This window comes from Allobosea sp. 2KB_26 (assembly GCF_052115715.1).
GTDB lineage: Bacteria > Pseudomonadota > Alphaproteobacteria > Rhizobiales > Beijerinckiaceae > Allobosea.
Window position 1 is genome coordinate 19,475 of record NZ_JBFRHE010000008.1, and the last position, 25,924, is coordinate 45,398.

24 protein-coding genes are annotated in these 25,924 nt (G+C 66.7%); 9 read left to right on the forward strand and 15 right to left on the reverse strand.

The window, feature by feature from the left end; translation table 11 throughout:
* Positions 1-57 precede the first annotated feature (57 nt).
* Complete coding sequence (locus tag AB4099_RS20785) at positions 58-516, reverse strand: YbhB/YbcL family Raf kinase inhibitor-like protein (RefSeq protein ID WP_113511765.1); 459 nt, start codon at positions 514-516, stop codon at positions 58-60.
* A gap of 537 nt (positions 517-1,053) precedes the next feature.
* On the opposite strand from AB4099_RS20785, the gene AB4099_RS20790 reads away from it, so the two are divergent.
* The 6 genes from AB4099_RS20790 to AB4099_RS20815 all read left to right on the forward strand — a co-directional run bounded on the left by AB4099_RS20790 (position 1,054) and on the right by AB4099_RS20815 (position 7,278).
* Complete coding sequence (locus tag AB4099_RS20790) at positions 1,054-1,884, forward strand: AraC family transcriptional regulator (RefSeq protein WP_441479453.1); 831 nt, start codon at positions 1,054-1,056, stop codon at positions 1,882-1,884.
* 199 nt (positions 1,885-2,083) lie between these two features.
* Positions 2,084-2,809 carry an alanyl-tRNA editing protein gene (locus AB4099_RS20795; RefSeq protein WP_441479454.1) on the forward strand — a complete coding sequence of 242 codons (726 nt, stop codon included), beginning with the start codon at positions 2,084-2,086 and terminating at the stop codon, positions 2,807-2,809.
* 10 nt (positions 2,810-2,819) lie between these two features.
* Positions 2,820-3,755: a DMT family transporter gene (locus AB4099_RS20800; protein ID WP_441479455.1), complete on the forward strand. Its 936-nt coding sequence runs from the start codon at positions 2,820-2,822 to the stop codon at positions 3,753-3,755.
* Complete coding sequence (locus tag AB4099_RS20805) at positions 3,752-4,819, forward strand: Glu/Leu/Phe/Val family dehydrogenase (protein ID WP_441479456.1); 1,068 nt, start codon at positions 3,752-3,754, stop codon at positions 4,817-4,819. The genes AB4099_RS20800 and AB4099_RS20805 overlap by 4 nt, the downstream gene beginning before the upstream one ends.
* A gap of 6 nt (positions 4,820-4,825) precedes the next feature.
* Entirely contained in the window at positions 4,826-5,938 is a 1,113-nt protein-coding gene (argE, locus tag AB4099_RS20810; RefSeq protein WP_441479457.1) for an acetylornithine deacetylase, read from the forward strand.
* Between the two features lie 47 nt (positions 5,939-5,985).
* The gene (locus tag AB4099_RS20815; protein WP_441479458.1) at positions 5,986-7,278 is read left to right on the forward strand and encodes an MFS transporter; all 1,293 of its coding nucleotides are present in this window, start codon (positions 5,986-5,988) and stop codon (positions 7,276-7,278) included.
* A gap of 72 nt (positions 7,279-7,350) precedes the next feature.
* On the opposite strand, the gene AB4099_RS20820 is transcribed toward AB4099_RS20815, so the two are convergent.
* The 3 genes from AB4099_RS20820 to AB4099_RS20830 all read right to left on the reverse strand — a co-directional run bounded on the left by AB4099_RS20820 (position 7,351) and on the right by AB4099_RS20830 (position 9,218).
* Complete coding sequence (locus AB4099_RS20820; protein WP_441479617.1) at positions 7,351-7,938, reverse strand: hypothetical protein; 588 nt, start codon at positions 7,936-7,938, stop codon at positions 7,351-7,353.
* A gap of 168 nt (positions 7,939-8,106) precedes the next feature.
* The gene (locus tag AB4099_RS20825) at positions 8,107-8,412 is read right to left on the reverse strand and encodes a hypothetical protein (RefSeq protein ID WP_441479459.1); all 306 of its coding nucleotides are present in this window, start codon (positions 8,410-8,412) and stop codon (positions 8,107-8,109) included.
* Positions 8,409-9,218: a DUF2092 domain-containing protein gene (locus AB4099_RS20830; protein WP_441479460.1), complete on the reverse strand. Its 810-nt coding sequence runs from the start codon at positions 9,216-9,218 to the stop codon at positions 8,409-8,411. The genes AB4099_RS20825 and AB4099_RS20830 overlap by 4 nt, the downstream gene beginning before the upstream one ends.
* A 544-nt stretch (positions 9,219-9,762) precedes the next feature.
* Here AB4099_RS20830 and AB4099_RS20835 point away from each other — a divergent pair.
* A complete protein-coding gene (locus tag AB4099_RS20835) occupies positions 9,763-12,369 on the forward strand; it encodes a diguanylate cyclase (RefSeq protein ID WP_441479461.1) in 2,607 nt (868 codons plus the stop codon).
* Between the two features lie 457 nt (positions 12,370-12,826).
* Here AB4099_RS20835 and AB4099_RS20840 read toward each other — a convergent pair whose 3' ends face one another.
* The 7 genes from AB4099_RS20840 to AB4099_RS20870 all read right to left on the reverse strand — a co-directional run bounded on the left by AB4099_RS20840 (position 12,827) and on the right by AB4099_RS20870 (position 19,984).
* Positions 12,827-13,480: a glutathione S-transferase family protein gene (locus AB4099_RS20840; protein ID WP_441479462.1), complete on the reverse strand. Its 654-nt coding sequence runs from the start codon at positions 13,478-13,480 to the stop codon at positions 12,827-12,829.
* 114 nt (positions 13,481-13,594) lie between these two features.
* Positions 13,595-14,671, reverse strand: a complete 1,077-nt coding sequence (locus AB4099_RS20845) for an ABC transporter ATP-binding protein (protein ID WP_441479463.1) — start codon at positions 14,669-14,671, stop codon at positions 13,595-13,597.
* Between the two features lie 78 nt (positions 14,672-14,749).
* The gene (locus AB4099_RS20850; protein WP_441479464.1) at positions 14,750-15,826 is read right to left on the reverse strand and encodes a Gfo/Idh/MocA family protein; all 1,077 of its coding nucleotides are present in this window, start codon (positions 15,824-15,826) and stop codon (positions 14,750-14,752) included.
* Positions 15,826-16,866: a Gfo/Idh/MocA family protein gene (locus tag AB4099_RS20855; RefSeq protein WP_441479465.1), complete on the reverse strand. Its 1,041-nt coding sequence runs from the start codon at positions 16,864-16,866 to the stop codon at positions 15,826-15,828. Before AB4099_RS20855 ends, AB4099_RS20850 begins: the two co-directional genes overlap by 1 nt.
* 11 nt (positions 16,867-16,877) lie before the next feature.
* The gene (locus tag AB4099_RS20860; protein WP_113511741.1) at positions 16,878-17,756 is read right to left on the reverse strand and encodes a carbohydrate ABC transporter permease; all 879 of its coding nucleotides are present in this window, start codon (positions 17,754-17,756) and stop codon (positions 16,878-16,880) included.
* Positions 17,749-18,693, reverse strand: coding sequence for a carbohydrate ABC transporter permease (locus AB4099_RS20865; RefSeq protein WP_441479466.1), 945 nt, complete (start codon positions 18,691-18,693; stop codon positions 17,749-17,751). Before AB4099_RS20865 ends, AB4099_RS20860 begins: the two co-directional genes overlap by 8 nt.
* A 4-nt stretch (positions 18,694-18,697) precedes the next feature.
* A complete protein-coding gene (locus AB4099_RS20870; protein ID WP_441479467.1) occupies positions 18,698-19,984 on the reverse strand; it encodes an ABC transporter substrate-binding protein in 1,287 nt (428 codons plus the stop codon).
* Positions 19,985-20,399: 415 nt separating this feature from the next.
* Here AB4099_RS20870 and AB4099_RS20875 point away from each other — a divergent pair, with 415 nt between their 5' ends.
* Together AB4099_RS20875 and AB4099_RS20880 are read left to right on the forward strand one after the other, a co-directional pair.
* Entirely contained in the window at positions 20,400-21,140 is a 741-nt protein-coding gene (locus tag AB4099_RS20875; protein WP_113511735.1) for a GntR family transcriptional regulator, read from the forward strand.
* 85 nt (positions 21,141-21,225) lie between these two features.
* Positions 21,226-22,494: a Gfo/Idh/MocA family protein gene (locus AB4099_RS20880; protein ID WP_441479468.1), complete on the forward strand. Its 1,269-nt coding sequence runs from the start codon at positions 21,226-21,228 to the stop codon at positions 22,492-22,494.
* Between the two features lie 96 nt (positions 22,495-22,590).
* On the opposite strand, the gene dhaK is transcribed toward AB4099_RS20880, so the two are convergent.
* Genes dhaK through AB4099_RS20900 form a run of 4 tightly spaced genes read right to left on the reverse strand, consistent with a single transcriptional unit; the run spans position 22,591 to position 25,918 of the window.
* Entirely contained in the window at positions 22,591-23,577 is a 987-nt protein-coding gene (dhaK, locus tag AB4099_RS20885) for a dihydroxyacetone kinase subunit DhaK (protein WP_441479469.1), read from the reverse strand.
* The gene (locus AB4099_RS20890) at positions 23,574-24,032 is read right to left on the reverse strand and encodes a hypothetical protein (RefSeq protein WP_113511731.1); all 459 of its coding nucleotides are present in this window, start codon (positions 24,030-24,032) and stop codon (positions 23,574-23,576) included. The genes dhaK and AB4099_RS20890 overlap by 4 nt, the downstream gene beginning before the upstream one ends.
* Positions 24,029-25,633 (reverse strand): phosphoenolpyruvate--protein phosphotransferase, encoded by a 1,605-nt coding sequence (gene ptsP / locus AB4099_RS20895; protein WP_441479470.1) that lies wholly within the window; start codon positions 25,631-25,633, stop codon positions 24,029-24,031. The genes AB4099_RS20890 and ptsP overlap by 4 nt, the downstream gene beginning before the upstream one ends.
* A 6-nt stretch (positions 25,634-25,639) precedes the next feature.
* Entirely contained in the window at positions 25,640-25,918 is a 279-nt protein-coding gene (locus AB4099_RS20900) for an HPr family phosphocarrier protein (RefSeq protein ID WP_113511727.1), read from the reverse strand.
* Between the last annotated feature and the right edge of the window lie 6 nt (positions 25,919-25,924).

A 25,924-nucleotide genomic window follows, 5' to 3' on the forward strand; every position in this document is an offset into this window, starting at 1 on the left:
CTCAGAATGCCGTGCCCCGCGCCTGCCTCACCGTGCCGAAAGGAGGAGGCATGATCATCACCGCTCAAAGACCCCGACCAGAATCGCCTCGGCGAGCAGGTGCTTGCGGGCCTCCTTTTCAACCTCCTGGCACGACGGGGTGTGGCCGAAGGCCAAATGATCGATCGACAGCGCAAGCAGCCGGAAGTGATAGTGGTGAGGACCGTGGCGACGCGGCGGACAGGGCCCGCCATAACCCGGCCGCCGGAAATCATTGATCGCCTGCTTGAAACCGCCCTTGCCGGAACGGCTGGCCTCGCCTTCCGCCAGCCCTGCGCGATCGGCCGACATGTCATAGATCGCCCAGTGGTGCCAGGTTCCCGCGGGAGCATCGGGATCATCACAGAGAAGAACGAAGCTGCGGGTTCCCGCCGGAGCGCCGCTCCAGTCGAGAGGAGGCGAAAGATCGTCTCCGTCGCAGGTAAAGCGCAGCGGCATCGTTGCGCCGTCCGCGAAACTGCTTGATCCGAGTTTCATGGGGCGCGCCTCCCTGACGTCCCCCCGGCCCTGCAGCGCTGCCCCTCACGCATCGCTGCACCATCTCCGCAGTGCGGCCCGCCTCTCCTGGCTCGCCGCAGCGGCGACTTTTCGACATCGAAGCCGGCCGCCCGTTTGCCGGGAGCGCACCGCGTCAACATTACCCCAAATGCCGCGACAGAGTCTCCTCAAACCGTCCTGTGAGACGCGCATAGGCAATGGTGGCAACAGCGCGATATCGCTCCGGAAACTGTTTCACCGTCATGTGCGCCCCTCGCCTGCTGACCGGATCGGTGCGGATCATGGCACTCTGGGCCTGATCTATGACGATGCTCCCGTCACGCGGCTCTCTTGAGAGCGGGCCGTTTCGATACTGAACGGATTCCCGCTCTTCACAAGGCGTGGCTTCGATCAGGCCAAGCGTCGAGGAGCAGCTCCGCGGAGCTGCCGATGCCGTGCCTTCGGCGGTGCAGCATGGTTGCGATCTTGCATGGATCGTCGCACCATCGCCGTCGCCCTGACCATCCGGACCCCACCTTGGCTCGCATCGACCACCGCAACTCCTCCCGTTACTGGCGCGACCCGCGGGTTCCGGGCCTGAGCTGTCTCGTTGCCGATTTCACCAGCCATGATTACGCGCCCCATAGCCACGAGGCCTTCGTCGTCGCCGTCACCGAGGCGGGCGGCTCCGAGTTCAAGAGCCGGGGCCGCAGCGACGAAGCCAAGACCTCGAGCCTGCTGGTGTTCAACCCCGACGAGCCCCATTCCGGGCGGATGGGCTGGAGCCGGCGCTGGCTCTATCGCGGGTTCTACCTGACGCCGCCGGCGATCGAGACGCTGAAGACCGCGCTCGGTCTCGACGAAACGGCCTATTTCACCCGCAACACCGTCCACGACCCCGACCTGATCGAGGCCTTCCTCGGCCTGCACCGCATCCTCGACCAGGGGGACGATCCGCTCGAGGAGCGCGAGCTTCTGCTGCGCAGCTTCGGCGCCCTGATCCGGCGCCATGCCGCAGGTGAGCCCCGGCTGATGCTGCCGGCGCGCGACCGCGCCAAGGCCGCCCGCATCCGCGAGATCATGCGGGAGCGTCATGCCGGGGACGTCACGCTGGAGCAATTGGGGGAAGAGGTCGGGCTGACGCCATTCCAGCTCATCGCCCTGTTCAAGCGCAGCACGGGGCTCACCCCGCATGCCTATCTGACGCAGCTGCGCCTGAGGGCCGCGACCGAGGCGCTCGGGCGCGGTGCGCCGATCGCTGCTGCGGCGCAGGACGCCGGCTTCTACGACCAGAGTGCGCTGACGCGGCATTTCAAGCGCGCCTATGGCATCACGCCGCTGCAATGGGTGCGCGCTGCGGCTGGCTGAAGCCTCGGCCCGAAACCTGGGCCGCCGTTTTCCGAGGATGCCGATGCAAACACGAAAAGGTCGGATGATCCGACCGGATTCGACCTCCGGTCCGATGATCTGAGCGGTTTCTCAATTTTCGCCAATAGATGCGCGCCGCGCCGCGCCACTCTCGCCTGCAGCCAACAGCCCCGTCGGGGCTGCCCGCAAGGTGAGACCCATGACCCGCTATTACTGCCTCGACCATCCCGACGTCCTGACGCTGACGACCGAGGTCGTGGACGCGCAACCTGGCCGAGTCGTTCTCTCGCAAAGCCCCTTCTATCCCGGTGGTGGCGGCCAGTTGCCCGATCGCGGCACGCTCGCCTGGACGGGCGGCGAGGTCGCGATCACGGGTTTCGAAAGCGAGGGCGGCCGGCTCTGGCATCGGTTCGTCGAGCCGCTCGAACTGCCGTCGGCGCCCGTCGAAGCGCGGGTCGACGGCCCGTTCCGGCAGCTGATGCGGGCGCTTCATACCGACCTGCACATCGTCAACGCCGTGGTCTACCAGGATTTCAATGGTGCGCTCGTCACCGGGGTGCAGATGAACGAGGACGGCACGGCGCGCATCGATTTCGATTTGCCCGAGGCCGATAACGATCGCCTGCGCGCCATCGAAGCCACGATCAACCAGCTGATCCGGCAGGACCTGGCGGTGCGGCAGAGCCATGTCGCGGAAGCCGCAGCCTTCGCGGAGCCCGGCCTGATCCGCTCGCGCTCGGTCGCGCCCCCGCCGACCTCGGACGGGCAGGTCCGCATCGTCGAGATCGTCGGGCTCGACCGGCAGGCCTGCGGCGGCACGCATCTCGCGTCGACCGGGGGCTCGCCACCGATCAGCATCCTCAAGATCGAGAACAAGGGCCGGCATAATCGCCGGCTGCGCATCGGCCTCGCCGGCCTCGCGTGAGGCCGGGGCGATGAAGATCCTCCAGCGCCTCTGGGCGCAGCCCCTGCTGCTGCTGCCGCTGCCGCCGCTGTTCTGGGCGGGAAATCTCGTCCTCGGCCGGGCGCTTGCGGGCTCCTTTCCGCCGATCTCGCTCGCGGTCGGCCGCTGGCTCGTCGCGTTCGCCTGCCTGCTGCCCTTCATTCTGGGCTCGCTCGGGGCGCAGCGCCAGGCGCTCATCCGCGCCCGCGGCCTGATCTTCGCCTGCGGCGCCTTCGGCATCGCCGGCTACAATGCGCTGGGCTATCTCGCCCTGCAGAGCGCACCGGCAGCGAGCGTCGCCTTCCTGAATTCAACCCTGCCTCTGATGGTGCCGCTCGCCGCCTTCCTGCTCGGCGTCGAGCGGGTCTCGGCCCGCACGCTGGCCGGCATCGCCATCTCCTTTGTCGGCGTGAGCTGGATCGTCGCGCGCGGTGCGCCCTCGACGCTCTCAGGGTTCAGCCTCACCGGGGGCGAGCCGCTGGTGCTGATCGCGGTCGCGAATTACGCGCTCTATTCGGTGCTGCTGCGCCGCCGCCCCGCCGATCTCGACCCGCTCGTTTTTCTGGCCGCGACCATGGCCGCGGGGCTTCTGGTGCTGCTGCCGTTCTGGATCTGGGAGCTCGCCCGGGGCGCTGTGATCCCGACATCGCCCGGCCCGATCGCGGCCGTGCTCTATATCGGCGTCTTCGCCTCGCTGCTCGCCTTCATCATCTGGAACCGCTGCGTCACCGCGCTCGGGCCGAGCGTGACGGGCGCCTCCTTCCATCTCGTCGCCCTCTTCACCGCCGCGCTCGCCTTCCTGCTGCTCGGCGAGCCCGTGCAACCGTTCCATCTCGTTGGCGCAGCCCTGATCCTCGGTGGCTTCGGCCTTGCCGCGACTGCCGGCCGCTCGCGCGTATCCCGACGCCCCGGAGAAGCCAGATCATGACCGTGTTTGCGCAGGAGGATTTCGCCGATCACGAGCAGGTGGTCTTCGTCTCGGACGCGGCAGCGGGGCTGAAGGCTCTGATCGCGATCCACGACACCACGCTCGGGCCCGCGCTCGGCGGGTGCCGCATGTATCCCTATGCCGATGAGGCGGCGGCGCTGCGCGACGTGCTGCGTCTCTCGCGCGGCATGACCTGGAAGGCCGCGGCGTCGGGCCTTGATCTCGGCGGCGGCAAGGCAGTGATCATCGGCGATCCCCGGAGCCAGAAGACGCCGGCGCTGCTGCAAGCAATGGGCCGGGCGGTCGAGAGGCTCGCCGGGCGCTACATCACGGCCGAGGATGTCGGCACGACGGTCGCCGACTTCGCCGAGGTGAGAAAGGCGACGCGCCATGTCGTCGGCCTTCCCGTCGAACTCGGCGGCACCGGAGACCCCTCCCCGACCACGGCGCTCGGCGTCTTCCACGGTCTTGCCGCCGCCGCGCGCCACCGCTGGGGTGCAGCGAGCCTCGCGGGCAGCCATGTCGCGGTGCAGGGCCTCGGCAATGTCGGCTGGCACCTCTGCCAGCTGCTGCATGAGGCCGGGGCCGCGCTGACGGTCAGCGATGTCGACGCCAGCCGTGCGGCGAAGGCCGTCGCGAGTTTCGCCGCGCGGGTCGTCTCTCCTGACGCGATCTATGCCGCGGAGGCCGAGATCTTCGCGCCCTGCGCCATGGGCGCGGTGCTCAACGACGAGACGGTGGCACAGCTGCGCTGCGCCATCGTCGGCGGTGCGGCCAATAACCAGCTCGCCCGCGAGGAGCATGGCGAGCAGCTGCGCACGCGCGGCATCCTCTATGCGCCGGATTTCGTCATCAATGCCGGCGGCATGATCCGCGTCGCCTCCGAGCGGGATGGCTTCGACGAGGGGGTCGTCGATCGCGGCGTCGCGGGCATCGGCGACACGCTGCTCGCAATCTTCCAGGGGGCCGAAGCGGACGGCGTCCCGACAGAGACGGCTGCACTCCACCTCGCACAGGCCCGTCTCAGCCAGGCGCGGGCCGTGCAGGCGGCACTGGCGGCGTGAACGGCGATGAGCGCAACCATCGCCCTGCTCGAGGAACTGGTCGGTTTCGACACGACGTCGAGCCGCTCGAACTTGGCGCTCGTCGAACGCGTCGCCGACCGGCTCGACGGCATCGGCGCTCGGGTCCGGCTGAGCCATGACGAGGGTCGCAGCAAGGCCAATATCCTCGCGAGCTTCGGGCCCCGCGCACCGGGAGGCGTCGTCCTCTCCGGGCATACCGACACGGTTCCGGTCGACGACCAGAACTGGTCCTCAGACCCGTTCCGCCTGAGCGAGCGCGACGGCAAGCTCCATGCTCGCGGCGCCGCGGACATGAAGGGCTTCATTGCAGCCTGCCTCGCCGCGGCGGAGGGTTTTGCAACCGCCGATCTGGCCCGGCCGATCCATATCGCGCTGTCCTATGACGAGGAGGTCGGCTGTCTCGGCGTGCAAGGCCTGATCGACGAGCTGCTCGCCCAAGAGGAAAAGCCGGAGCTCGCCATCATCGGCGAGCCGACGCTGATGCGGCTCGGCGACCGCCATCGCGGCTTCCTCGGTTTCCGCACGCGCTTCGAGGGCCGAGCGGCGCATTCGAGCGATCCGAGCGCGGGGGCAAGCGCGATCTATCCGGCAGCCGAATTCGCCGGCTTCCTCCGGGCTGTCGGGCACCGCGCCGGGGCAATCGACCGCACGACCGTCAATCTCGGCCGGATCGAAGGTGGCTCGGCGATCAACATCGTGCCCTCGGCCTGCGAGCTGCTCTGGGAGTTTAGGCCGGTGACGCCTGAGGATGCCGACGAGACCGAGCGGTTGGTCGCCTCCTATCTCGCCCGCGCGACGCCGCCGGAGATCCGCCAGTCGACGCAAAGGCATGTCCATGTTCCGCCGCTGTCCTGCGCCGCCGATGAGCCGGCGCTCGCCGTGGCGGCCCTGCTCGGCGGCATCGGCCCGCCCTTCGCCATGCCCTTCGGCACGGAGGCCGGCTTCTTCCAGGCCGCCGGCATCTCCCCGGTGGTCTGCGGGCCGGGCTCGATCGCGCAGGCGCACCAGCCGGACGAATGGATCGAGCGCTCGCAGCTCGCGGCCGCCGACGCGTTCCTCGCCCGCCTGGCGGGCTTCGCAGCTCGCCGTCAATCCTGAAGGGCCACGGCCTCGACGCCACGGTCCATTGCAATGAGGGGACCACCATGACGCAACTCGCCAGCACGCATCCCGACCGGGATGTCGCATCGACCTCCCGCATGCTCTCTGGCCGGCGGGCGGTGATCGCCGCCGTCGCCGGCAACACGCTGGAATGGTACGATTTCGCGGTCTACGGCTTCTTTGCCCTGACGCTTGCCAAGCTCTTCTTCCCGGCGGGCGACGCCACCACCTCGCTGCTCCTCACCGTCGCCACCTTCGGCGTCGGCTTCATCATGCGCCCGGTCGGCGCGCTCGTCCTGGGGACGCTGGCCGACCGGCGCGGACGCAAGCTGGCGCTCTCCCTGACGATCCTGCTGATGGCGCTGGGGACGGCGATGATCGGCTTCGCGCCGACCTATGCGACGGCTGGCGCCTGGGCGCCTGCGATCATCGTGCTGGCGCGGCTGATCCAGGGCTTCTCGGCCGGCGGCGAGATCGGCGGCGCGACCGCCTTCCTGGTCGAGCACGCTCCGCCGGAGCGCCCCGGGCTCTATGCGAGCTGGCAGCAGGCGAGCCAGGCCGGGGCCCTGCTCCTGGGCTCGCTGACCGGCGCCTTGCTGACCAGCCTCCTGCCCCAGGCCGATCTCGAAGCCTGGGGCTGGCGGATCCCGTTCCTGATCGGACTGCTGATCGCGCCGGTCGGCCTCTATATCCGCTTCCGCGTCAGCGAGACGGATGCCTTCAAGGCGATCCTGCGCGAGACGCTGGGCCAGCACCGCACCGCAGTGCTCGCCGGCTTCGGCATCACCATCGCCTGGACGGTGTGCACCTATTTCTTCCTCGTGACGATGCCGACCTATGCCGTGCGCCAGCTCGGCGTGCCGCAAAGCGCGAGCTTGCTCGCCAACAGCATCGGCCTCGTGCTCATCGTCATCCTGGCGCCGGTCTTCGGCGGCTGGTCAGACAAGGTCGGGCGGCGCCCGATCATGCTCGTCGCGGCATTCGGGCTCCTCGTCTTGTGCTGGCCGCTGCTGTTCTGGCTGAGCACGCATCCCGGCGTCGTCAACCTCATCCTCGCGCAGATCGTCTTTGCCGTGCTGATCGCCGCCTTCAGTGGACCGGCCCCGGCTGCCATGGCGGAACTCTATCCGCCTGCAATGCGCTCGACGGGCCTGTCGATCGCCTACAACCTCGCCGTCACGATCTTCGGCGGGTTCGCGCCCTTCATCACGACCTGGCTCATCCTGCAGACGGGAAGTTCCCTCGCACCGGCCTGGTACGTCATGCTGGCGGCGGCCATCAGCCTGATCACCCTGCTCGCGAGCGGCAGCCTGCTCAGGGCACCGTTCGGGAGATAACCAGCGGCGCGCAATCGCGGTGATCGGCGCAGGCTGCGCGGAAAACCGCGAAGACCGCGTCGGCCCGCGCCGTCACTGCATGGTGTAGACGATGCGCCCGACCCAATAGGCCTGATAGGCGATATGCACCGCAGCGATGGCGATCTGGACCCGGAACTGCGCGAAAACACACCCGATCAGGCAGAGAGCCAAGCCGATCGGCACCTGGATCACGTAATCGCCGCTGAGTAGAGACCAGCGCTCCGGGCCCTTGATCAGGGTATCGACCATGTCGAGGACGAAGGAAGCCGCCATGAGGCCGAAGAACCAGCGGCGCCGGTTGATGAAGAAATCCTCGTAGCCGGCATATTCCGCGACATTGTCGGGAAAGAGCAGCGCCGCCAGCAGATAGAGCACGATCGCATAGCCGATCAGGAAGATGTAGACGCTGAAGCTCCAGGTGGCGATGCGCGACAGCCCGAACTCCCACCACCAGAACAGCACGAGCTCCAGGAGAATGGAGCCGACCCAGAGCATGTGAAGCATCGAGACGCGATAGCGATCGGGGTGCTGGATGAAACCGGCGATGCCCGTCAGCATCCGGGTGATGCCGAGACCGATGATCATGCCCATGACGATGCGGACATGGGGGAAGAGTTCGTGCGACGCGGCGGTCTCCATCACGGCTGATTAGACCATCCGGCTGAAAAATGGAATCTGCTGGACGTTGCGCCACGGTCCTCATCCGGCTCGGGATTCCCGGTTGGCGGCGCTGGCCAAGAGGCTTGCGGATCGGCCCCTCTTTTTCGAACCTCAGCGCCTACGCCGCCCCGCGATCGAGCAGGTTGACTACGGACATTGGTAGACGATCTGGCCGTAGGAGTTCACAACCTGCTGGCAGCCCGGGTTGGCGTAATAATAGCCCCCAGCCGCCGCAGCTCCGGCCGCCGCCCCGTAGGCGGCACCTCTGCGGGTGGTCCGGCGGGCCACGCCGGCGTAGCTCATGGGTGTCAACGGCCGCCCGACCCTGGCCTCCGCCTGACTGGTGAACGAGCCCGGTGGAACGGACATGTCGCCGCTCCAAAGCAGGGCCGCGCCACCGGCCAACACTGCGAGCGCGGCGCGGGACATGAACTTCGATGCCAACTTGTTCATTTCGGACCTCCGGGAACGACGCCGGCTGGAATTTCGTCAATGTCCTTAAGCAGCGTGATCGCGACGCCGCTGGCGCCTTCCGGCGGCTTGAATGCGAACGCATCCGGCGCCGGACTGACGCCGGTCTTCCAGTCCCTGAACCGGAGCGTGTACTGAGGCGCGGCGCCAACCGCCTTGCTCGTGATGACGTATTTGCACGGCAGCGGCCGGTCACCGACCTCGACCCAGATCTGCCAGTCGGTGTCGAGATTACGGAAAGCGAGATGTTCGCACTCAACGCCCCCGACGACGCCGCGGCCGAGATGCTTGGCCTCCAGCACGCCTGCCATCAGCTCCTCGTAGGGCTTCGATAGAAGAAGGTCTGCACCTGGAAGCTCGAGCATGGTTTCGGTGCGGAGCTTGTCGACCAAAGTGTCGAAGGAACCGACGGCAGGAACCTGTGCGAACCTGTTTCCGCCGCGGTCAAAGACCGTCACGTTCGAGCCGTCGGAGATCAATTCGACATCGGCATAGCCGCCGGTTCGGCTGATGCGAAACTTGTTCGGGCGGCTCATGGTGACCTCACCCGAGGCGCTGAACTGGATCTTCTCGACGGCTGGGGTCACCACCTCGACGTCGGCATCGAACTTCAAGGACAGGTTCTCCTGGCGGCTGAGATAGTCCGCCATGGCCTTCACGATGCTCCGGGCGTCCCCTTCCGCCGAGGCGACAGGCGCCGGAACGCCTGTGACGGCCATGGCGGCGAGAAGGCCGAGCACGGACTTCGTGAGCGCAGCGCGCGGATGCAAACAGATCCTTCGGTTCATTGCGCGATCCTCCCTGGTCTTCCTCGGGAACGAACCAGCGGAGAACAAGCCCGCTCGTCCCATGGGATCAACGGCCCTCTGGGACACTTTACGCCTTTCGGAACAGCGTGAACACCGCGCCTGACCGGTGACCGCACTCTCCTGGCAGTCCAGTCGGTCAGCGGGCCGGCCGCAAGCGCGCCTTCGCGGCCAGCCTCCTCACCAACCCTCCCCACGACCGCGCAGGAGAGACGATCACGACCGACGAGGACACGCGCCAGCCGCAGATCGGCGGCGCGGCGTTGTTGGTGCCCCCTTCCGATGGAGATGGCGAGCCGGGCCCGGACCGGGTCACGACGCTGGCCCGCCGAAAGAGCTGCGCTTCGACGCGCTGCGGTGATGCAGTGCATCAGTATTTGAGTTGCAAGCTGAAATGGCTCAAACACTGCGGCAGCAGTGGAACGCGCCCATTTGGCAACCAAGTTTCAATCGTCGTGAGGGATGTTGCCGGCAAATTGCTGCATCGCCGCATCCAGGCGGCCCCGACCGGGACTGATCACAAACCATGAACCTCCGGAATCTGCTGACGCCTCCGATGAGGCGGACAGTCGTCATTGCGGCTGCAGTGCTTGTCGCCGGGTTGGTGGCAACCTTCATGGCCCAGACAGCGGCAGAGCGCCTGATCGCCACCGAGATGCAGCGACGCTTCACGACCGACGCGGCCGAGACAACCAGCGCGATCGGCGAGCGCCTGCGCGCCCACGCCGAAGTGCTGGTCAGCATGCAGGGTCTCTATGCCTCGGTTGGACGCGTCGACCGCGCTCAGTTTCGACGTTATGTCGATGTCCTTGATCTGAAGCGACGCTATCCGGGCTTCCAGGGGCTGCAGGCGTTGCGCCATGTAACCCCGGAGGCACTGGACCGGTTCGTCGCCGAGGTGAGATTGGATACGAGCCTCGATCCGCGCGGGCAGCCGGACTTCGCCGTCCATCCCGAAGGACATCGCCCGACATACAATGTCGTCGAAGCCGTCGAGCCTCCGCAAGGCAACGAGAGCTCCCTCGGCTTCGACGCCGGCGCCAGCCCCATACAACTCGATTCCCTGCGCCGCGCTGCTGAAAGCGGGCGTATCGTTGCGACACCGCCGGTCATGCTCGTTCAAGACACCTCCGGAGGACAGGGCTTCATCCTGCGCGCGCCGATCTACCGCGTCGGCGAACCCGTGCAGACCGCAGCCCAGCGCCGTGCGGCGCTGCGCGGCTTCGCCGCCGCCGTCTATCGGGTGAACGATTTGATGCGTGGCGTGCTCGACATGAAGAGCCTGCAGCAGATGCATATCCGTGTCGTCGACCGCGGCTATGCCAAGGCGACGCCGGAGGGCGTCATCACTGACGAGCCGGAGGATCCGTCCAGCGCCGCGACGCTGATGTATGACAGCCTTGAACCCAATCTCAGGCTGGTCACGCCGGTCGCGACCACAGCACCCGGGATTTCCGCGGAACGCTCGCTCGTGGTTGGCGAGAGGGTATGGCTGGTGCAGTTCGCTGCCCGGCCGGGTTCGGGCTACGAGTCCGATCGGATCGTTCCCAATCTCGTGCTGGCGAGCGGATCGATTATCAGCCTGCTGGCTGCGCTGCTGGCCTTGATCGTGCTGCGTTCCCGCCTCCTCTCGGGCAATCTCACCGAACTGGACGCCGAGCAGCGCGCCCTCGTCGAGAATCCGCTGGCCGGCATCCTGTTCACCGATGGTCGCAAGGTCCTGCGCGGCAATCGCCGGATCGCCGAACTCTGCGGGCTTGCGGCCGAAAATCTGAGCGGCCTCGAGATCGGGGCCCTTGTTGCCGGATCGGACAGCGAGGCAGCGTTCGACATGGCGCTCGCCAAGATTCGCAGCAACGGCGCAGCCGGTGCGGAATTGCACCTGCGTCGCGCCGACGGCACGACCTTTCTCGTCGATGCCTATGGCAGGCCTCTCATTGCCGGCGTGCGCAACAGCCCAAGCGGAATTCTGTGGGTCATTCAGGACAAGACCGACGCCCTGCTGGTCGAAGAGGAGCGCCGCAGTCACGCTCGCGAGCTGCAGATCGCCAATGAACGCCTGACCGCATCGCTCTACGCCGCCGAAGCGCGTACCGAGGAAATCGAGCTGCTCACGGAGCTCAGCGGCATCCTGCAATCCTGCCAGAAGTCGGACGAGGTCTTCGCGGCGGTGCAGAGCTATGCCAGCCGCCTTTTCCCGGCCGAGGCCGGCGCGCTCTACGTGATCAACGAAACACGCGATCTGGTCACCCGCGGCGCGCGTTGGGGCGATCTCAAGGCTGATGCAGCATCGTTCCATCCGGATGAGTGCTGGGCCCTGCGACGGGGCCAAACCTTTCCGCTCTCGGAAGCAAGCCGCGGCCTGAGCTGCGGCCATGTCGCCGCCTGCTGCTCGGCACCGCCATCGAACGTCGTTTGCCAGCCGCTCATCGCCCAGAACAACCTGCTTGGTCTGCTCTATCGTGAGACCGGCAAGGCCGCCATCGACGGCTCGGCCCAGCAGCTCGCGACGATGCTCGCCGAACAGGTCTCGCTGGCCATCGCCAATATCGAGCTGCGCGAGCAGTTGCGCAGCCAGGCCCTCCGCGATCCGCTTACTGGCCTGCATAATCGACGTTTTCTCGAGGATGCTCTCTCACGGGAGATCGCCCGCAGCGCCCGCAGCGGCAAGCCGCTTTCCCTGGCCATTCTCGACCTCGACCATTTCAAGCGCATCAACGACACCTATAGTCACGAAGCCGGAGATGCCGTCCTGCGCGACATCGGCGAGATCCTGCGCAAGACGACCCGCAAGAGCGACATTGTCGGCCGCTTCGGCGGTGAGGAGTTTCTGCTGTTGCTCCCCGAGGCGGGGCTGGACGTGGCCACCAAGCGCATAGGCGAAGTGCTCGATGCGGTTCGCGGCATGCGCGTGACCTGGTCCGGCGAGCCGCTGAACGGCATCACCGCCTCGATCGGCCTCGCGGTTCTGCCCATGCACGACAGCCAGGGCGACGGCCTGATCGCCGCCGCCGACGCGGCGCTCTACCAGGCAAAGAGACAGGGGCGCGACCGCCTTGTCGTCAGCGACCGCATCACGGCTCCGCTCGATGATGCCGATCGGGTCCCCCGCGAGTTGCTCCGAATGGCATGAGAGGCGTTGGCTGCCTTTCGTTCATGGCGCTGTCGGTTCTCCCGATTAACCTGAGCGGCTCGCCGCCATACCCAAGACGCCGAGCCGGACGCGCCACGCCCGGAAGCCGCGAAGGGGCTGCCGGCATCGGTACGTCTCCGCATTCGCCGGTTCGGGTGGCTTCGGATCAGGGCCAAGATCAGCGCTATCGCGCCTTGGGGAATGCGCCAGTGGGCTAAACCGCTCTCGCGTTGGGGTGCTGCGGGCGGGTCGGCGCCAGGATTTCGCCTCGCGCCGACAGTCTCTGCATCGGCAATGAGACGAGGCTGCGAAAAAACGCGGTTGCCTTCGATCGGGCTCGGCCACAGAGAGCAGGGACATCCCGCGTCCGGGCTCGGCCATCTCCGCAACCGGCCCTGGGACCAGCCCCATGGACCGAAGGAAACACGGGGGATGGCGATGGCGAGCCGGACCTCCATCAGCCGGTCGGTGGCTTGCCGGTGTTGACCGCCCATTGAGCCTCAAACGCGCGCTTGTAGGCGGGCCGCGCTTCGCCGCGGGCCAGATAGGCGGAGAGGTTCGGATACGCGTCCAGCAGACCCGACGCTTTCAACCTGAGCAGCACCGACACCATCATCAGGTCGCCTGCGCTGAAGGCGCCATCGAGCCAGTCGGCATCGCCAAGGCGACGGGACAGTTGGCCCAGCCGATTATGGACGCGATCCTTGACGAGAGGCATGCGTTGCGCGGTCCACGACTTGTCGCCTTCAAGCAGCCTGGCGTTTCCCAGTTCAAGGATCGGCGGCTCCACCGTGCTGAGCGCGGCGAACATCCAGGTGATCGCGCGCGCCCGGGCATTCGCATCATCCGGAAACAGGCCCGCATGGCGCTCCGCAATATGGAACACGATCGCGCCCGTCTCGAACAGGCCGAGATCGCCGTCTTCATAGGTCGGAATCTGCCCGAAAGGGTGCAGCGCCAGATGGGCCGGTTCCTGCATCGCGCTGAACGAAACGAGACGAACGTCGTAGGGTTGGCCCACTTCTTCCAGCGCCCAGCGAACGCGCGTATCGCGCGCCAGTCCCTTGCCGCCATCGGGGGACCGTTCAAAGGCGGTAATCGTGATGGCCATCGTCAGGCTCCTCCCTGGCCACGATCATCGGCTGCCGGGCCGGCAAGCCATACGCACCGAGGCAGATTGCAGACGACCGCGCTCCGTCTCCGGTTTGCCCACTGGGCGCCTCGCTCAGCTGCGCAGCGCCATGCCCTGGCTGTCGAAGACGTGGCAGATCGCCGGATCGATGCGCAGCGGCACGTTCTCGCCGTGCCGGACGCGCAATTGCCCGGCGGCCGAGATCGTCAGGTTCTCGCCCCCCGCCGTGGTGGCGTAGAGCACGGTCCCGCCGCCGAGATGCTCGACGAGCTGGACCTTGACCTCGCCGAGCATTTCGCCCGCCTCGCCGCCGACCGCGATATGCTCGGGGCGGACGCCGAAGGTCAGCGGCTCGTCCTGGCGCACGGCCAGAGCCGCATCGAGGGAGACATTGCGGCCGGCGACCTCGATCGTGTTGGCCGCGGCGCTGGCGCGCGCCGCCAGGAAGTTCATCTTCGGCGAGCCGATGAAGCCGGCGACGAACTGGTTGGCCGGCCGGTTATAGAGTTCGAGCGGCGCGCCGGCCTGCATCACGATGCCGTCGCGCAGCACCACGATCTTGTCGGCCATGGTCATGGCTTCGACCTGGTCATGGGTGACGTAGATCATCGTGTTGCCGAGGTCCTGATGCAGCTTGGCGATCTCGACGCGCATCTGCACGCGCAGCTCGGCGTCGAGGTTGGAGAGCGGCTCGTCGAACAGGAAGATCTTGGGCTCGCGCACGATCGCCCGGCCGATGGCGACGCGCTGGCGCTGCCCGCCGGACAGGGCGCGGGGGCGGCGCTGCAAAAGACTCTCGATCTTCAGGATCCTGGCGACGCGCTGCACGCGCTCGTCGATCTCGGCTTTCTTGTAGCCGGCCGTCTCCAGGCCAAAGGCCAGGTTCTTGTAGACGCTCATATGCGGGTAGAGCGCATAGGACTGGAACACCATGGCGATGCCGCGCTGCGAGGCCGGGACATCGTTCATGCGCTCGCCGTCGATCAGGAGGTCGCCGCCGGTGATCTTCTCCAGCCCGGCGATCATCCGCAGCAAGGTCGACTTGCCGCATCCCGAGGGGCCGACGAAGACCACGAATTCGCCCGGATCGATCGCAAGGTCGATGCCGTGGATGACCTCGACCGCGCCATAGCGCTTCACCACCTTGTTGAGCTTGATGCTCGTCGCCATCTCGTTCTCCCCATCTTGCCGATCGCCCCGCCGTTCCGACCTTGTGACAGCGATCGGTCCTGGTGTTCTTGTCCCGGTTCAGTGCCCGTTCGGGCGCCAGCTCGTGTATTTCGGGTGATCCGGCCCGATCGGCAGCGAGACATCCGCGCCGGTCTGCGCCGACTGGTAGAAGGCTGTCGCCAGCTCCAGTGCCCGGCGCGCATCGGCGATCGTCACCGGAACCGGCGCCCGCCCGTTCAAGGCCTCGTGGAACGCATCCATCTGGCCGAGGAAGCGCCGGCCGACCGGTTGGTAGTCGGCCAGCAGCGCCTCGATCCGGGCAGCCACTGCGTCATTGGCCGGCAGGACCGTCCAGGGATCGTCGCCCGGCGAATAGCAGCCGCCGCCGCTCTCGAAGGTCACGTTCTCGAAGCAGAGCCGGAAGCGGCTGATCTCGTTCTGCGCTCCCAGCGTCGCGCTGGCCGCGACCAGGGCGCCGCTCTGCATCTCCAGCGAGGCGGCGACGCAATCCTCGACCTCGATGGCGTTGACCCGCGTCACGGCGCGGGCGAACAGCTTCGCCACCGGCCCCATCAGATAGGTCAGCATGTCGTGGATATGGATGGCATGGGTCATCAGCACGCCGCCGAGCTCGGTCTCCCATTTGCCGCGCCATGGCACGTCGTAATAGGCGGCCGTGCGCTTCCAATGGGTCTCCACCGTGCCGAGATAGGGTGTGCCGGCAATGCCGGAATCGATGATGCGCTTGGCCTTCTGCACCCCGTCGCCATAGCGATACTGGAAGACCGGCATCAGAATGCGCCCGCTCTGCGCCTCCGCCGTGAGCAGGCGGTCGGCATCGAAGAGCGAACCGACCAGCGGCTTTTCGCAGACGACATGTTTGCCGGCGGCGAGCGCCCTGCTGACGAGCTCGAGATGGGTCGCCGGAGGGGTCGAGATATCGATGACGTCGATATCGTCGCGGCCGAGCAGCTCATCGAAATACTGCGTGCGGCTTTCGACTGAGAACTCGTCGGCAACCTTGTCGAGCCGCTCCTGGTTGAGGTCGCAGACGGCGGCAAGGCGCCAGCGCTCGGGGCGCGGCGCATAGCCTTCGAGGATATGCGAGCGGCCGATATTGCAGCCGACCACCGCGACGGATTTCACTTCACTCATCAGGCAGCCTCTTGGGACGATGCGCTCGGCAGCCTGCCGGTCTCGGCAAGGTGCTGAGCCTTGAGGGCGATCTCCATCGCCTTGAAGCAGCGCGCCTGCGGCATCGCCGTCTCGGTCCGGTCGAAGACGTCGGCAACGAGTTGGCGGCCATAGGGCAGCTCCACGGCCGAGCAGTCGATATGCTGCATGCCGCGGCGGTCGACGAGGAAAAGATGGTCCTTGCCGGGGCGGCCGGCGATGTCGACATACTTGCGCAGCTCGATCGTGCCCTGCGTTCCGATGATGGTCAGCCTGCCATCGCCCCAGGTCGGCAGCCCATCGGGCGTGAACCAGTCGACGCGGATATAGCCGGTGACGCCATTTGGCGTGCGCAGGTGCATATCGCCGACATCCTGCAGGCCCGGACGGTCGGCATTGGCGCGGTTGCCGACCGAAGCGGAGAGGATCTCGGCGTCGTCGGCCGCGGTGAAGAACAAGAACTGCTCGCATTGATGCGAGGCGATGTCGGTCAGGATGCCGCCATAGCGCTCGCGCTCGAAGAACCAGCCCGGACGCTCGGGCTTGCGCAGCCGGTGCGGGCCCATGCCGATCAGGTTGACGACCTCGCCGATCGCACCGGCCGCCACCAGCTCGCCGGCCCTCACCGTCGCCGCCACCTCGAAATGCTCGGAATACATGATCGAGACGATGCGCCTGGTCTCGGCCTGCACCGCCTTGACCTCATGCAGCTGGGCCAGGCTGGTCACCCCCGGCTTGTCCAGCATCACGTCCTTGCCATGGCGCATCGCGGTGATCGCGATCGCGGCGCGGTCACCCGGAACAGCAGCGCTCACCACCAGGTCGATCGCCCGGTCCTCATAGAGCCGGGCCGCCTCAGTGACACGCGGGATCTCCGGGTATCTGGCCATGAACGCGGCCGCGAGATCGTCCTCGGCGGCGTAGAAGCCGGCGCAGGTCGCATCGGCGCGCCGGAGCGCGCCGATCTGACCATGGATGTGGTCGTGGTTGATGCCGATCACGGCGAAGGTCAGCACTCTCATCGCAGGCATCCTCAGCGCTTCATCCCGGTGGTGGCGATGCCTTCGATCAGCAGCCGCTGGAAGAACAGGAAGATCAGGAAGATCGGGATCAGCGACAGCACCGACATCGCAAACAGCGCGCCCCAATCGGAGGTGCCGCTCGAGTCGATCAGCGAGCGCAGGCCGATCTGCACGGTGTAGCTGTGAATGTCGCCGAGATAGATCAGCGGCCCGAAGAAATCCTCCCAGGTCCAGATGAAGGAGAAGATCGCGGCGGTCGCCAGAACCGGCAGCGAGAGCGGCAGCACGATCTTCCAGTAGATCCGCCAGGCGCTGCAGCCATCCATCATCGCCGCCTCGTCGAGTTCACGCGGCAGGCCCCGGAAGAACTGGACCATCAGGAAGATGAAGAAGGCGTCGACCGCGAAATATTTCGGCACGACCAGAGGCAGCCAGGTGTTCACCCAGTCCATCTTCAGGAAGAGGACATATTGCGGGATCAGGGTCACGTGATAGGGCAGCATCAGCGTGCCCAGCATCAGCGCGAACCAGAAACTCTTGCCGAAGAACTCGAGCCGCGAGAAGGCAAAGGCGGTGACCGAGGCGGCCATGACGTTGCCGATCGTCGCCAGCACGGAAATCGCCAGCGAGTTCAGGAAAAAGGTGCCGAAGCTGACCTGCAGGCCGAACCAGCCGGTCTTGTAGGCCTGCAGCGTCACCTGCGACGGGATCAGCGAGGTCTGCCCGCCGAACATGTCGTCGGCCGGACGCACCGAGCCCGATACCATCCAGAGCAGCGGATAGAGCATCAGGAACGAGACGCCGATCAGCGCCGAGTGGATCAGCACGGAGTGCAGGATGGGCCGCTCCGGCGTATCGCCGGGCGGGGCGGCATGCGCGGCGTCATTCATCGTAGTGCACCCAGTAGCGCGCCGTGAGGAAGGAGAAGGCCGTGAAGACGGCAATGATCAGCACCAACACCCAGGCGAGCGCCGAGGCATAGCCCATGCGAAAGAAGCCGAAGGCCTCCTGATAGAGGTAGAGCGTGTAGAACAGGGTCGAGTTGATCGGCCCGCCCGTGCCGGCCGAGATGATGAACGACGGCGTGAAGGCCTTGAACGCGTCGATCGTCTGGATGACGAAGTTGAAGAAGATCACCGGCGTCAGCAGCGGCAGGGTGATCCTGAAGAATTGCCGCGCCTTCGAGGCGCCGTCCATATTAGCCGCCTCGTACATGTCCTGCGGAATCTGGCGCAGGCCGGCGAGGAAGATGATCATCGGCGAGCCGAACTGCCAGACCGAGAGCACGACCAGCGTGTAGAGCGAGTAGTTCGGGTTGGAGATCCAGCTCGGACCGTCGATGCCGAAGACCGAGAGCACCGAGTTCACCAGGCCGTCGGCAGCGAAGAGCTGGCGCCAGAGCACCGCGATCGCGACCGAACCGCCGAGCAGCGACGGCAGATAGAACACCGCGCGGTAGAACGGCAGGCCCTTGATGCCGCGGTTGAATGCCATCGCCAGCGCCAGCGCGAAGATCAGCTTCAGCGGCACGGAGAGGATGACATAGATGAAGGTCACCTTCATCGCCGCAGCGAATTTTGCGTCCCCCGTGGCCATGCGCACGTAATTGTCCATGCCGACGAATCTGGGCGACTGCAGCAGATCGTAATCGGTGAAGGACAAATAGAGCGAGGCCAGCGCCGGGCCGAGCGTCAGGCCGAGGAAACCGATCAGCCAGGGCGCGAGGAACATGTAGCCCGCGCCGTTTCCGGCGAAAAAGAAGCGGCGGAGACGCCCGGGCTTGGCCGGGCGCCTGGCTACCGCGTCACCTGCGGTAAAGCTCACCATCGCGTCACCCGCGCTTGAGGATCGACGCGGCCTCGGTGACGAACTTTTTGCCGCCCTCTTCCGGTGAGACACCGAAGGCGACTTCCTGGCTGACCCGCTCCAGGACGAAGGCGACTTCGCCGGCGCCCTTGGGCGGGGACGGCGGCAGCTTGGCCGTATAGGGGCCGAGCTTGCCGATATAATCGACGACCTTCTTGCTGACCTCGTCCAGGTCCGGCCCCAGGAGTTCGCGCATGGCCGACGATGCCGGCACCCCGCGCTCGACGCCCAGGATCTTGGCGCCGCCCGCCTCCGCCACGGTGAAGTTCGCCAATTTCGCCGCGATCTCGGGGTTCTTCGAATCCGAGGCGATCGACCACATCTGCGACGGCTTCAGATACTGCCCCGGCTTGCCACCCGCCGTCACCGGGAAGGCGGTGATGTCGAGCTTGGCCTTGTTGAGCTGCTGGAGGCCGACGAACTGATTGGAATGCGGGAACGCGGTCGCCGCATAGCCGAGCGTCAGGGTCGAGGTGTCGAGCGTCGATTTGTCGAGGGCCTGGACATCGGGTGGCACGCAACCGCCCGATTTGCGCAGTTCGGCCCAGAGCTTGAACCAGTTGCCGGCGTCCTTCTCATCAAAGGCGAGCTTTCCATCCTCGCCGTAGAGCGCCCTGCCGTTCTGCACGAGCCAGAGCTCGAAGCCCGGCTCATGGCCGCTGGCATCCATGGTGGCGTAGAATTTCTTGCGCTTATTGCCCTTTGCGAAGGCCGCGCATTTGCTGACGAACTCGTCCCAGCTGTTGCCGAACGCCAGCGGCGCGACGCCAGCGGCCTCCCATGCCGCCGGATCGAACACGGCGCAGGATGAGTTCACGCCGAGATTGATGCCGTAGAGCTTGCCGTCGACGCTGCAGGATTCGAGGTTGGCCTTGCCGAAATCCTCGATCTTGAGTGCATTGCCCAGGTACTGGTCCAGCGGCACGATCGCGCCGCGGCGGGCGTATTCGAACATGTACCGGTAGTCCATCTGGAGCAGATCCGGCGCATTGCGTCCGGCGACCCGTGTGGCGAGGCGCGGCCAGTAATCGCTCCAGCCGGCGAACTCGGTCTTGGCGTCGATGCCGGCATTCGCCTTCTTGTAGGCATCGACGGCCCGGTTGGTGCGGTCGGCGCGCTCTTGCGAGCCCCACCAGAACACCCTGATGTCCTTTTGCTGCGCCGCTGCGGGCCTGAGGCCCAGCAGCGAAGCAGCCGCAATGCCGGCGCCGGCGCCGAGCAACTCCCGACGGCTAACAGAATAGGCGCTCATCGACTTTCTCCCTCGATTGGTGCGTTTCCAGATTTTGTTTTTGTTTGAACATGTTGCTCTTGGCGCGCCGGTGCGCGCGGAAGTATTCAGGCGTCAAAGCTACTTCAGGCATCAAGGCTACTTCAGGCGTCGAAGCTTCTGCAGTCGTCGGAGCTGGTATCAGGCGGCGAGCTGCACCCGCCCATGCTTGCACGAGCGCGGCCCCGATCCCAGCCCGCAGGTGCAGCGCCCCCTGCCCCGTCATGCCCAACAGACGGACGAACGCGGACGGGCATGCGTTTCGAGCGGTAGCGAGCTGGTTTCGTGGCGTTCCAACCAAGCGCCTTCCTTTGAGCCTTGATAAACTGATACACTAAGATACTAGTATGTCAAAACCGCATCGAGCGGTGCTGCACAGGCCGAACAGGCGAGAGCAATGGAACGCCAGGGCGAGCATGAGATCGCGGAGGGATCCGCCCCGCGGGGGCGGTCGGCGAAGTCCGGCCATCGTCCGCCGCAGCGACGCGTCACCACGGCGACGGTGATCTACGACGAGCTCTACGAGGCCATCGTCAACATGCATCTCGCACCCGGCACGCCCCTGCAGGAGAAGGCGCTGACGCAGCAATTCGGGGTCAGCAAGACGCCGGTGCGCGAAGCGCTGATCCGCCTCTCGGAGGACGGACTCGTCGATATCTTCCCGCAATCGGGCACCTTCGTCTCGCATGTGCCGCTCAGCGCGATCCCCGAGGCGCAGGTCATCCGGCTGGCTCTTGAAGACACGGCGATCAAGCGCACGGCCGAAATCGCCACCGTGGCCGACATCGCCCAACTCGACGCCAAGCTGGCGAGCCAGCGGATGCTGGCCGATATCGGCGACATGGACGCCTTCCACGCGGCGGACGAAGCCTTCCACGAGGCGATCGCGCTGATCGCCGGCTATCCCAGCATCTGGAAGCTGCTGCGGCAGGTGAAGGTCCAGATCAACCGGGCACGCCGGCTGACCCTGCCGGTCGCCGGCCGCATGCACCAGGTCATCGGCGAGCACGAGATCATCCGCGAGGCCATCGCGAGGCATGATGTCGAGGCCGCCAGGGAGGCCATGCAGAGCCATCTCAACGTGGTCATCCCCGATCTGGCCCGGCTGCGCGTCGCCCATCCCGACTATTTCGTCTGACGGCCGGCCATTGCAGCCGGCGCTCAAGCCCGGCGCGATGATCCGGAGGTTTCAAACAACAAGAGACTGACGAGGACATGCAGACATGACGGATGCGGCGATGACCTTGAGTGACGAACGCCATCGCGTGGCCCTGGTCGGCACCGGCCATCGCGGCGCCGGAATGTGGGGGCGGGAGCTCCTTGCCGGCTGGCGAGATTGCACCGAGTTCGTCGCGATCTGCGACGTCAACGAACTGCGCGCCAGCCATGCCCGCCAGGAGATCGGCACCAATGCGCCGATCTACACCGATGTCGACACGATGCTCGCCGTGGCCAGGCCCGAGATCGTCATCGTCTGCAGCCGCGACGACACCCATGACGACATCATCATCAAGGCGCTGGAAGCCGGCTGCCGGGTCATCACGGAAAAACCGATGACCACGACGCCGGAGAAATGCCGCCGCATCCTCGAGGCCGAGATCCGTACCGGACGGCAGATCGACGTGACCTTCAACTACCGCTTCGCGCCGACCGCCGCCCGGATCAAGCAGCTGCTGCTCGAGAACGCCATCGGCACCATCACCTCGGTCGATTTCCACTGGTATCTCGATACCAAGCACGGGGCCGACTACTTCCGGCGCTGGCACGCCTATGAAAAGAACTCCGGCAGCCTGTTCGTGCACAAGTCGACCCATCATTTCGACCTGCTGAACTGGTATCTGGACTCGACTGCGCTCGATGTCTCGGCCTTCGGCACGCAGCGCCATTACGGCCGCAATGGCCCGTTCCGTGGCGAGCGCTGTCAGACCTGCGCGCATACCGGCGCATGCGACTTCTATCTTGACATCCGCAAGGACCCCTGGCTGACGGCGCTCTATGACGAGCCCGCCGAGGTCGACGGCTATTTCCGCGATGGCTGCGTCTATCGCGAGGACATCGACATCCCCGACACGATGACGGCGATGCTGCGCTACGAGAACGGCGTGATCGCCTCCTACTCGCTCAACACCTTCATGCCGATCGAAGGTCACCATCTCGCCTTCAACGGCACCAAGGGCCGCATCGAGATCCGCCAGTACGAGCGCCAGGCCTTCGAGGTGCCCGATCACGACGAGATCATGCTGATGCGGAATTTCGGCAAGGCCGAGCGCATCCGCGTGCCACATGCGAGCGGCGGCCATTTCGGCGGCGACGACCGCTTGCGCGACATGCTGTTGCGCCCCGGCCTCAAGGACCCGCTCGGCCAGCGCGCTGGGGCGCTGGCCGGCGCCATGTCGATGCTGTGCGGCGCCGCCGCGATGGCCAGCGTCAAGCAGGGGCGACCGATCACGCTCAAGGAACTGGGCGGATTGCCGGACGGCATCCAGATCTGATCCGGGGCGGGGTTGCCTTGGGCAGCCTGCCGGGCCGTGCGCCGCAACCAGACATCAGGCCCCGCACCGATGGCTGCCATGCGAACGGTACGGCGCCTACCCCCAGCGGAGCGCAGCCGTATGGACCGGCGCGTCCCAGAGCTGGATCAGGCTGTCGTCCAGCGCCGTCACGGTCAGCGAACAGCCCGCCATGTCCAGAGAGGTGACGTAGGACCCGACCAGCCCGCGGGCGATCGAGAGACCGCGCCCTGCCATGACGCGTCTTGCCGCATTGGCCATCAGGTAAAGCTCCATGGCGGGCGTCCCGCCGAAGCCGTTGACAAGCAGCAGGCAGGGCGTGCCGCTCTTCAGGGCGAGATCGTCGAGGATCGCGCCCATCATCTCGTCGGCGATTGCGTCCGCCGTTGCCAGCTTCACGCGCCGCCGGCCCGGCTCGCCGTGGATGCCGACGCCCATCTCCATCTCGTCCTCGGCGAGCGTGAAGGTCGGCTTGCCGGCTGCGGGCACGGTGCAGGAGGTCAGCGCCACGCCCATCGAGCGGGTGCGCCGGTTGACCTCGTCGCCGAGAGATTTCAGCGCGTTCAGCTCGCGACCCTGCTCGGCGGCGGCGCCGACCATCTTCTCGACGATCAGCGTGCCGGCAACACCACGCCTGCCGGTGGAATAGGTCGAGGCCGGGACCGCGACGTCGTCATCGGTGATGACGGTCGCGACCGGGGTTTCGGCCATCTCGGCCGCCATCTCGAAATTCATCACGTCGCCTTCATAGTTCTTGACGATGAAGAGCGAGCCCGCCGCCGTGGCGACGGCATTGACGGCGGCGAGCATCTGGTCGGGCGTCGGTGAGGTGAAGACCTGGCCCGGGCAGGCGGCATCGAGCATGCCGGTGCCGACGAAGCCGGCATGCAGGGGTTCATGGCCTGAGCCCCCGCCCGAGATCAGCGCGACCTTGTCGGGCGTCAGCACCTTGCGCCGAACGAACTTCTCTTCGTCGCCGAGCACCAGGATATCGCCATGGATGGCGGCAAGTCCCTGGAGGCTCTCCGACAGGATGCTGTCGACCGCGTTGATCAGCTTCTTCATGGGCTCTCCCCCCGCATCTCGGCTTCATCGTCATCGGCCCCGGCCGGGATCAGCGAGACCAGGCCGCGCGCCACCCCCAGCACGATATGGTCGGCCCGGGCATTCAGGTCGGCACTGCCGAAATCCGGCAATTCGACCACCAGCCGGCGCATCGGCCGGGCGGTGTCGACCACCTCCAAGCGCCCGGGATGGGCGGCCCGATAGGCGGCGAGGAAGGCCTCGCGTTCCGGCGGCGCGAAATGGCAGACATGGAAGATCGTCTCCAGATGCTGGACCGGCACGGGCGTGACATAGGCCGGGTTGACGATCTGCGAGATGAAGCTGCGGTTCTTGCCGAGGGCTTCCGCCAGCCGCTGCCGTGTGCCGGAGGGGCGGTTCTCGATGACCGCCCGCAGGATCGCCTTGTACCCGGCCAGGGGCGAAGGCTCGCTGGCAAGGGTTTCGGAGCTGCTCATGCGTCCACCCCTGGCTGCGAGAGATCGACCGCGCGGATCGCGTCCTTCGCCAGCGCCAGCAGCCCGGGGGAGACCGATACGGCCCGGATTCCGGCCCGCAGCAAGGCGGCGATGGCGCGCGGATCGCCTCCCGCGTCACCGCAGAGACTGACCTCCCGACCACGCTCCACCCCATGGCGCGCGACATGGGCGATCATCGCGAGCACGCCGGGATGCAGCACGTCGGCATAGGCCGCGACCTCCGAGCCATCGCGCGCGGCGGCGGTCGCGTATTGCGTCAGATCGTTGGAGCCGATCGAGAAAAAGGCGGCATCGAAACTCGCGACCGCCATGGCGGCGGCCGGGACCTCGACCATGATGCCGAGCGCAGGCGCTGCATGCGGCACGCCTTCCGCCGCGAGTTCCCCCAGAACGCTGTCCAGCAGCCCCCTCGCCTGTTCCAGTTCGCGCGCTACGGTGACCATGGGCAGCATGACCTTGAGCGGACCGAGGCTCGCCGCCCGGGCCAAGGCGCGCAATTGTACACGGAAGATCTCGGGATGGCGCAGCGACAGCCTGATGCCACGCAGGCCGAGAAAGGGATTCGTCTCGCCATCGATCGTGTAGCCGGCGATGGGCTTGTCGCCGCCAGCATCGAGCGTGCGGATCGTCACCGGTCGGCCGGCAGCCCAGCGCAGCAAGGCGGCATAGGCCTCGAACTGGTGCGCCTCATCCTGCAAGGCCTGCTCGACCAGAAACTCCGTGCGGGTCAGGCCGATGCCGTCGCAGGCCTCGACCAGGAAGCCGGCGACATCGGCCATCCCCGCGACATTGACCAGCACGGCGATCGGGGTCCCGTCGCGGGTCAGCGCAGGCTCGCGCTTGCGGGTTTCCGCCTGGCTCCGCACCTGGCCGAGCTCGTCAGCCCGCCGCCGCGCCGCATCGATGCTCGCGCGCGACGGGCCGGTCAGGACGAGGCCTGCCATGCCGTCGACGACGACCGTCCCCGAGACCGCCTCCCAGTCGGAGCCGATGCCGACCACCATCGGCACGCCACGCCCGCGCGCCAGCATGGCGACATGGCTGGTCGGGCTGCCGGCCCCGAGCACGATGCCGCCGCCTTGCGACCAATCGATGCCGAGGAAGGCGGAGGGCGGCAGGTCCTGCGCCAGGATGACGGCGCCGGGCGGCGCATCCGCCAGTTCGGGCAAGCCGAAAAGCTGGCGCAGAACCCGGTCCCGGATATCGGCCAGATCAGCGGCGCGGGCGCGGAAATAGGCGTCATCGGCCGCCTCATAGCCGGCGATCTCGTCCGCCAGCGCCTGTCGCCAAGCCGCGTCGGCCGGCACGCCGCGCGCGATTGATTCATAGGCGCCCTCGGTCAGGGCGTCGTCCTCGAGCAGCGCTACCTGGAAGCCCACGATATCGGCAGCCTCGCCGTGAAGGCTGGCCGCCAAACCCGTGACGGCCTGGAGCGACGCGGCAACGGCATCCGCCAGGGCCTGTCGCTCGCTTGCGACCGGGCCCGTCTCGCGCCGCATCTCGCCGACGGCGCGAAAGGCCACCGCCGGGCCGAAGGCGAGCCCGGTCGATGCGGCGAGGCCGGAAAGGCGGCGTTCCATCACGCCTCACTCCTCATCGAACTTGCGGGCGACGATATCGACGAGCGCGGCGAGCGCCGCGGACGCATCTTCGCCGCTGGCCTTGAAATGCAGCACTTCGCCTTTGGCCGCCTTGACGCGCATGATCTTCACCGGGCTCTTGGCATCGGTCCACGGGCCGGCCGCGCTGGTGGCGACCTCGATACGCGAGCCGAAGCGCTTGGCGGTCTGGGTGAGCTTCACCGACGGCCGGGCATGAAGCCCGATCTTGTTGGTGAGCAGGGCGCTGGCCGTCACCTCCTGCATCCCTTG

What these genes read in the sequence shown, in the direction of transcription:
- AB4099_RS20785 (WP_113511765.1), bottom strand. Translation starts at nt 516, where the DNA reads ATGAAACTCGGATCAAGCAGTTTCGCGGACGGCGCAACGATGCCGCTG.
- AB4099_RS20795 (WP_441479454.1), top strand. Translation starts at nt 2,084, where the DNA reads ATGACCCGCTATTACTGCCTCGACCATCCCGACGTCCTGACGCTGACG.
- AB4099_RS20800 (WP_441479455.1), top strand. Translation starts at nt 2,820, where the DNA reads ATGAAGATCCTCCAGCGCCTCTGGGCGCAGCCCCTGCTGCTGCTGCCG.
- AB4099_RS20805 (WP_441479456.1), top strand. Translation starts at nt 3,752, where the DNA reads ATGACCGTGTTTGCGCAGGAGGATTTCGCCGATCACGAGCAGGTGGTC.
- argE (WP_441479457.1), top strand. Translation starts at nt 4,826, where the DNA reads ATGAGCGCAACCATCGCCCTGCTCGAGGAACTGGTCGGTTTCGACACG.
- AB4099_RS20815 (WP_441479458.1), top strand. Translation starts at nt 5,986, where the DNA reads ATGACGCAACTCGCCAGCACGCATCCCGACCGGGATGTCGCATCGACC.
- AB4099_RS20820 (WP_441479617.1), bottom strand. Translation starts at nt 7,938, where the DNA reads ATGGAGACCGCCGCGTCGCACGAACTCTTCCCCCATGTCCGCATCGTC.
- AB4099_RS20825 (WP_441479459.1), bottom strand. Translation starts at nt 8,412, where the DNA reads ATGAACAAGTTGGCATCGAAGTTCATGTCCCGCGCCGCGCTCGCAGTG.
- AB4099_RS20830 (WP_441479460.1), bottom strand. Translation starts at nt 9,218, where the DNA reads ATGAACCGAAGGATCTGTTTGCATCCGCGCGCTGCGCTCACGAAGTCC.
- AB4099_RS20835 (WP_441479461.1), top strand. Translation starts at nt 9,763, where the DNA reads ATGAACCTCCGGAATCTGCTGACGCCTCCGATGAGGCGGACAGTCGTC.
- AB4099_RS20840 (WP_441479462.1), bottom strand. Translation starts at nt 13,480, where the DNA reads ATGGCCATCACGATTACCGCCTTTGAACGGTCCCCCGATGGCGGCAAG.
- AB4099_RS20845 (WP_441479463.1), bottom strand. Translation starts at nt 14,671, where the DNA reads ATGGCGACGAGCATCAAGCTCAACAAGGTGGTGAAGCGCTATGGCGCG.
- AB4099_RS20850 (WP_441479464.1), bottom strand. Translation starts at nt 15,826, where the DNA reads ATGAGTGAAGTGAAATCCGTCGCGGTGGTCGGCTGCAATATCGGCCGC.
- AB4099_RS20855 (WP_441479465.1), bottom strand. Translation starts at nt 16,866, where the DNA reads ATGAGAGTGCTGACCTTCGCCGTGATCGGCATCAACCACGACCACATC.
- AB4099_RS20860 (WP_113511741.1), bottom strand. Translation starts at nt 17,756, where the DNA reads ATGAATGACGCCGCGCATGCCGCCCCGCCCGGCGATACGCCGGAGCGG.
- AB4099_RS20865 (WP_441479466.1), bottom strand. Translation starts at nt 18,693, where the DNA reads ATGGTGAGCTTTACCGCAGGTGACGCGGTAGCCAGGCGCCCGGCCAAG.
- AB4099_RS20870 (WP_441479467.1), bottom strand. Translation starts at nt 19,984, where the DNA reads ATGAGCGCCTATTCTGTTAGCCGTCGGGAGTTGCTCGGCGCCGGCGCC.
- AB4099_RS20875 (WP_113511735.1), top strand. Translation starts at nt 20,400, where the DNA reads ATGGAACGCCAGGGCGAGCATGAGATCGCGGAGGGATCCGCCCCGCGG.
- AB4099_RS20880 (WP_441479468.1), top strand. Translation starts at nt 21,226, where the DNA reads ATGACGGATGCGGCGATGACCTTGAGTGACGAACGCCATCGCGTGGCC.
- dhaK (WP_441479469.1), bottom strand. Translation starts at nt 23,577, where the DNA reads ATGAAGAAGCTGATCAACGCGGTCGACAGCATCCTGTCGGAGAGCCTC.
- AB4099_RS20890 (WP_113511731.1), bottom strand. Translation starts at nt 24,032, where the DNA reads ATGAGCAGCTCCGAAACCCTTGCCAGCGAGCCTTCGCCCCTGGCCGGG.
- ptsP (WP_441479470.1), bottom strand. Translation starts at nt 25,633, where the DNA reads ATGGAACGCCGCCTTTCCGGCCTCGCCGCATCGACCGGGCTCGCCTTC.
- AB4099_RS20900 (WP_113511727.1), bottom strand. Translation starts at nt 25,918, where the DNA reads ATGCAGGAGGTGACGGCCAGCGCCCTGCTCACCAACAAGATCGGGCTT.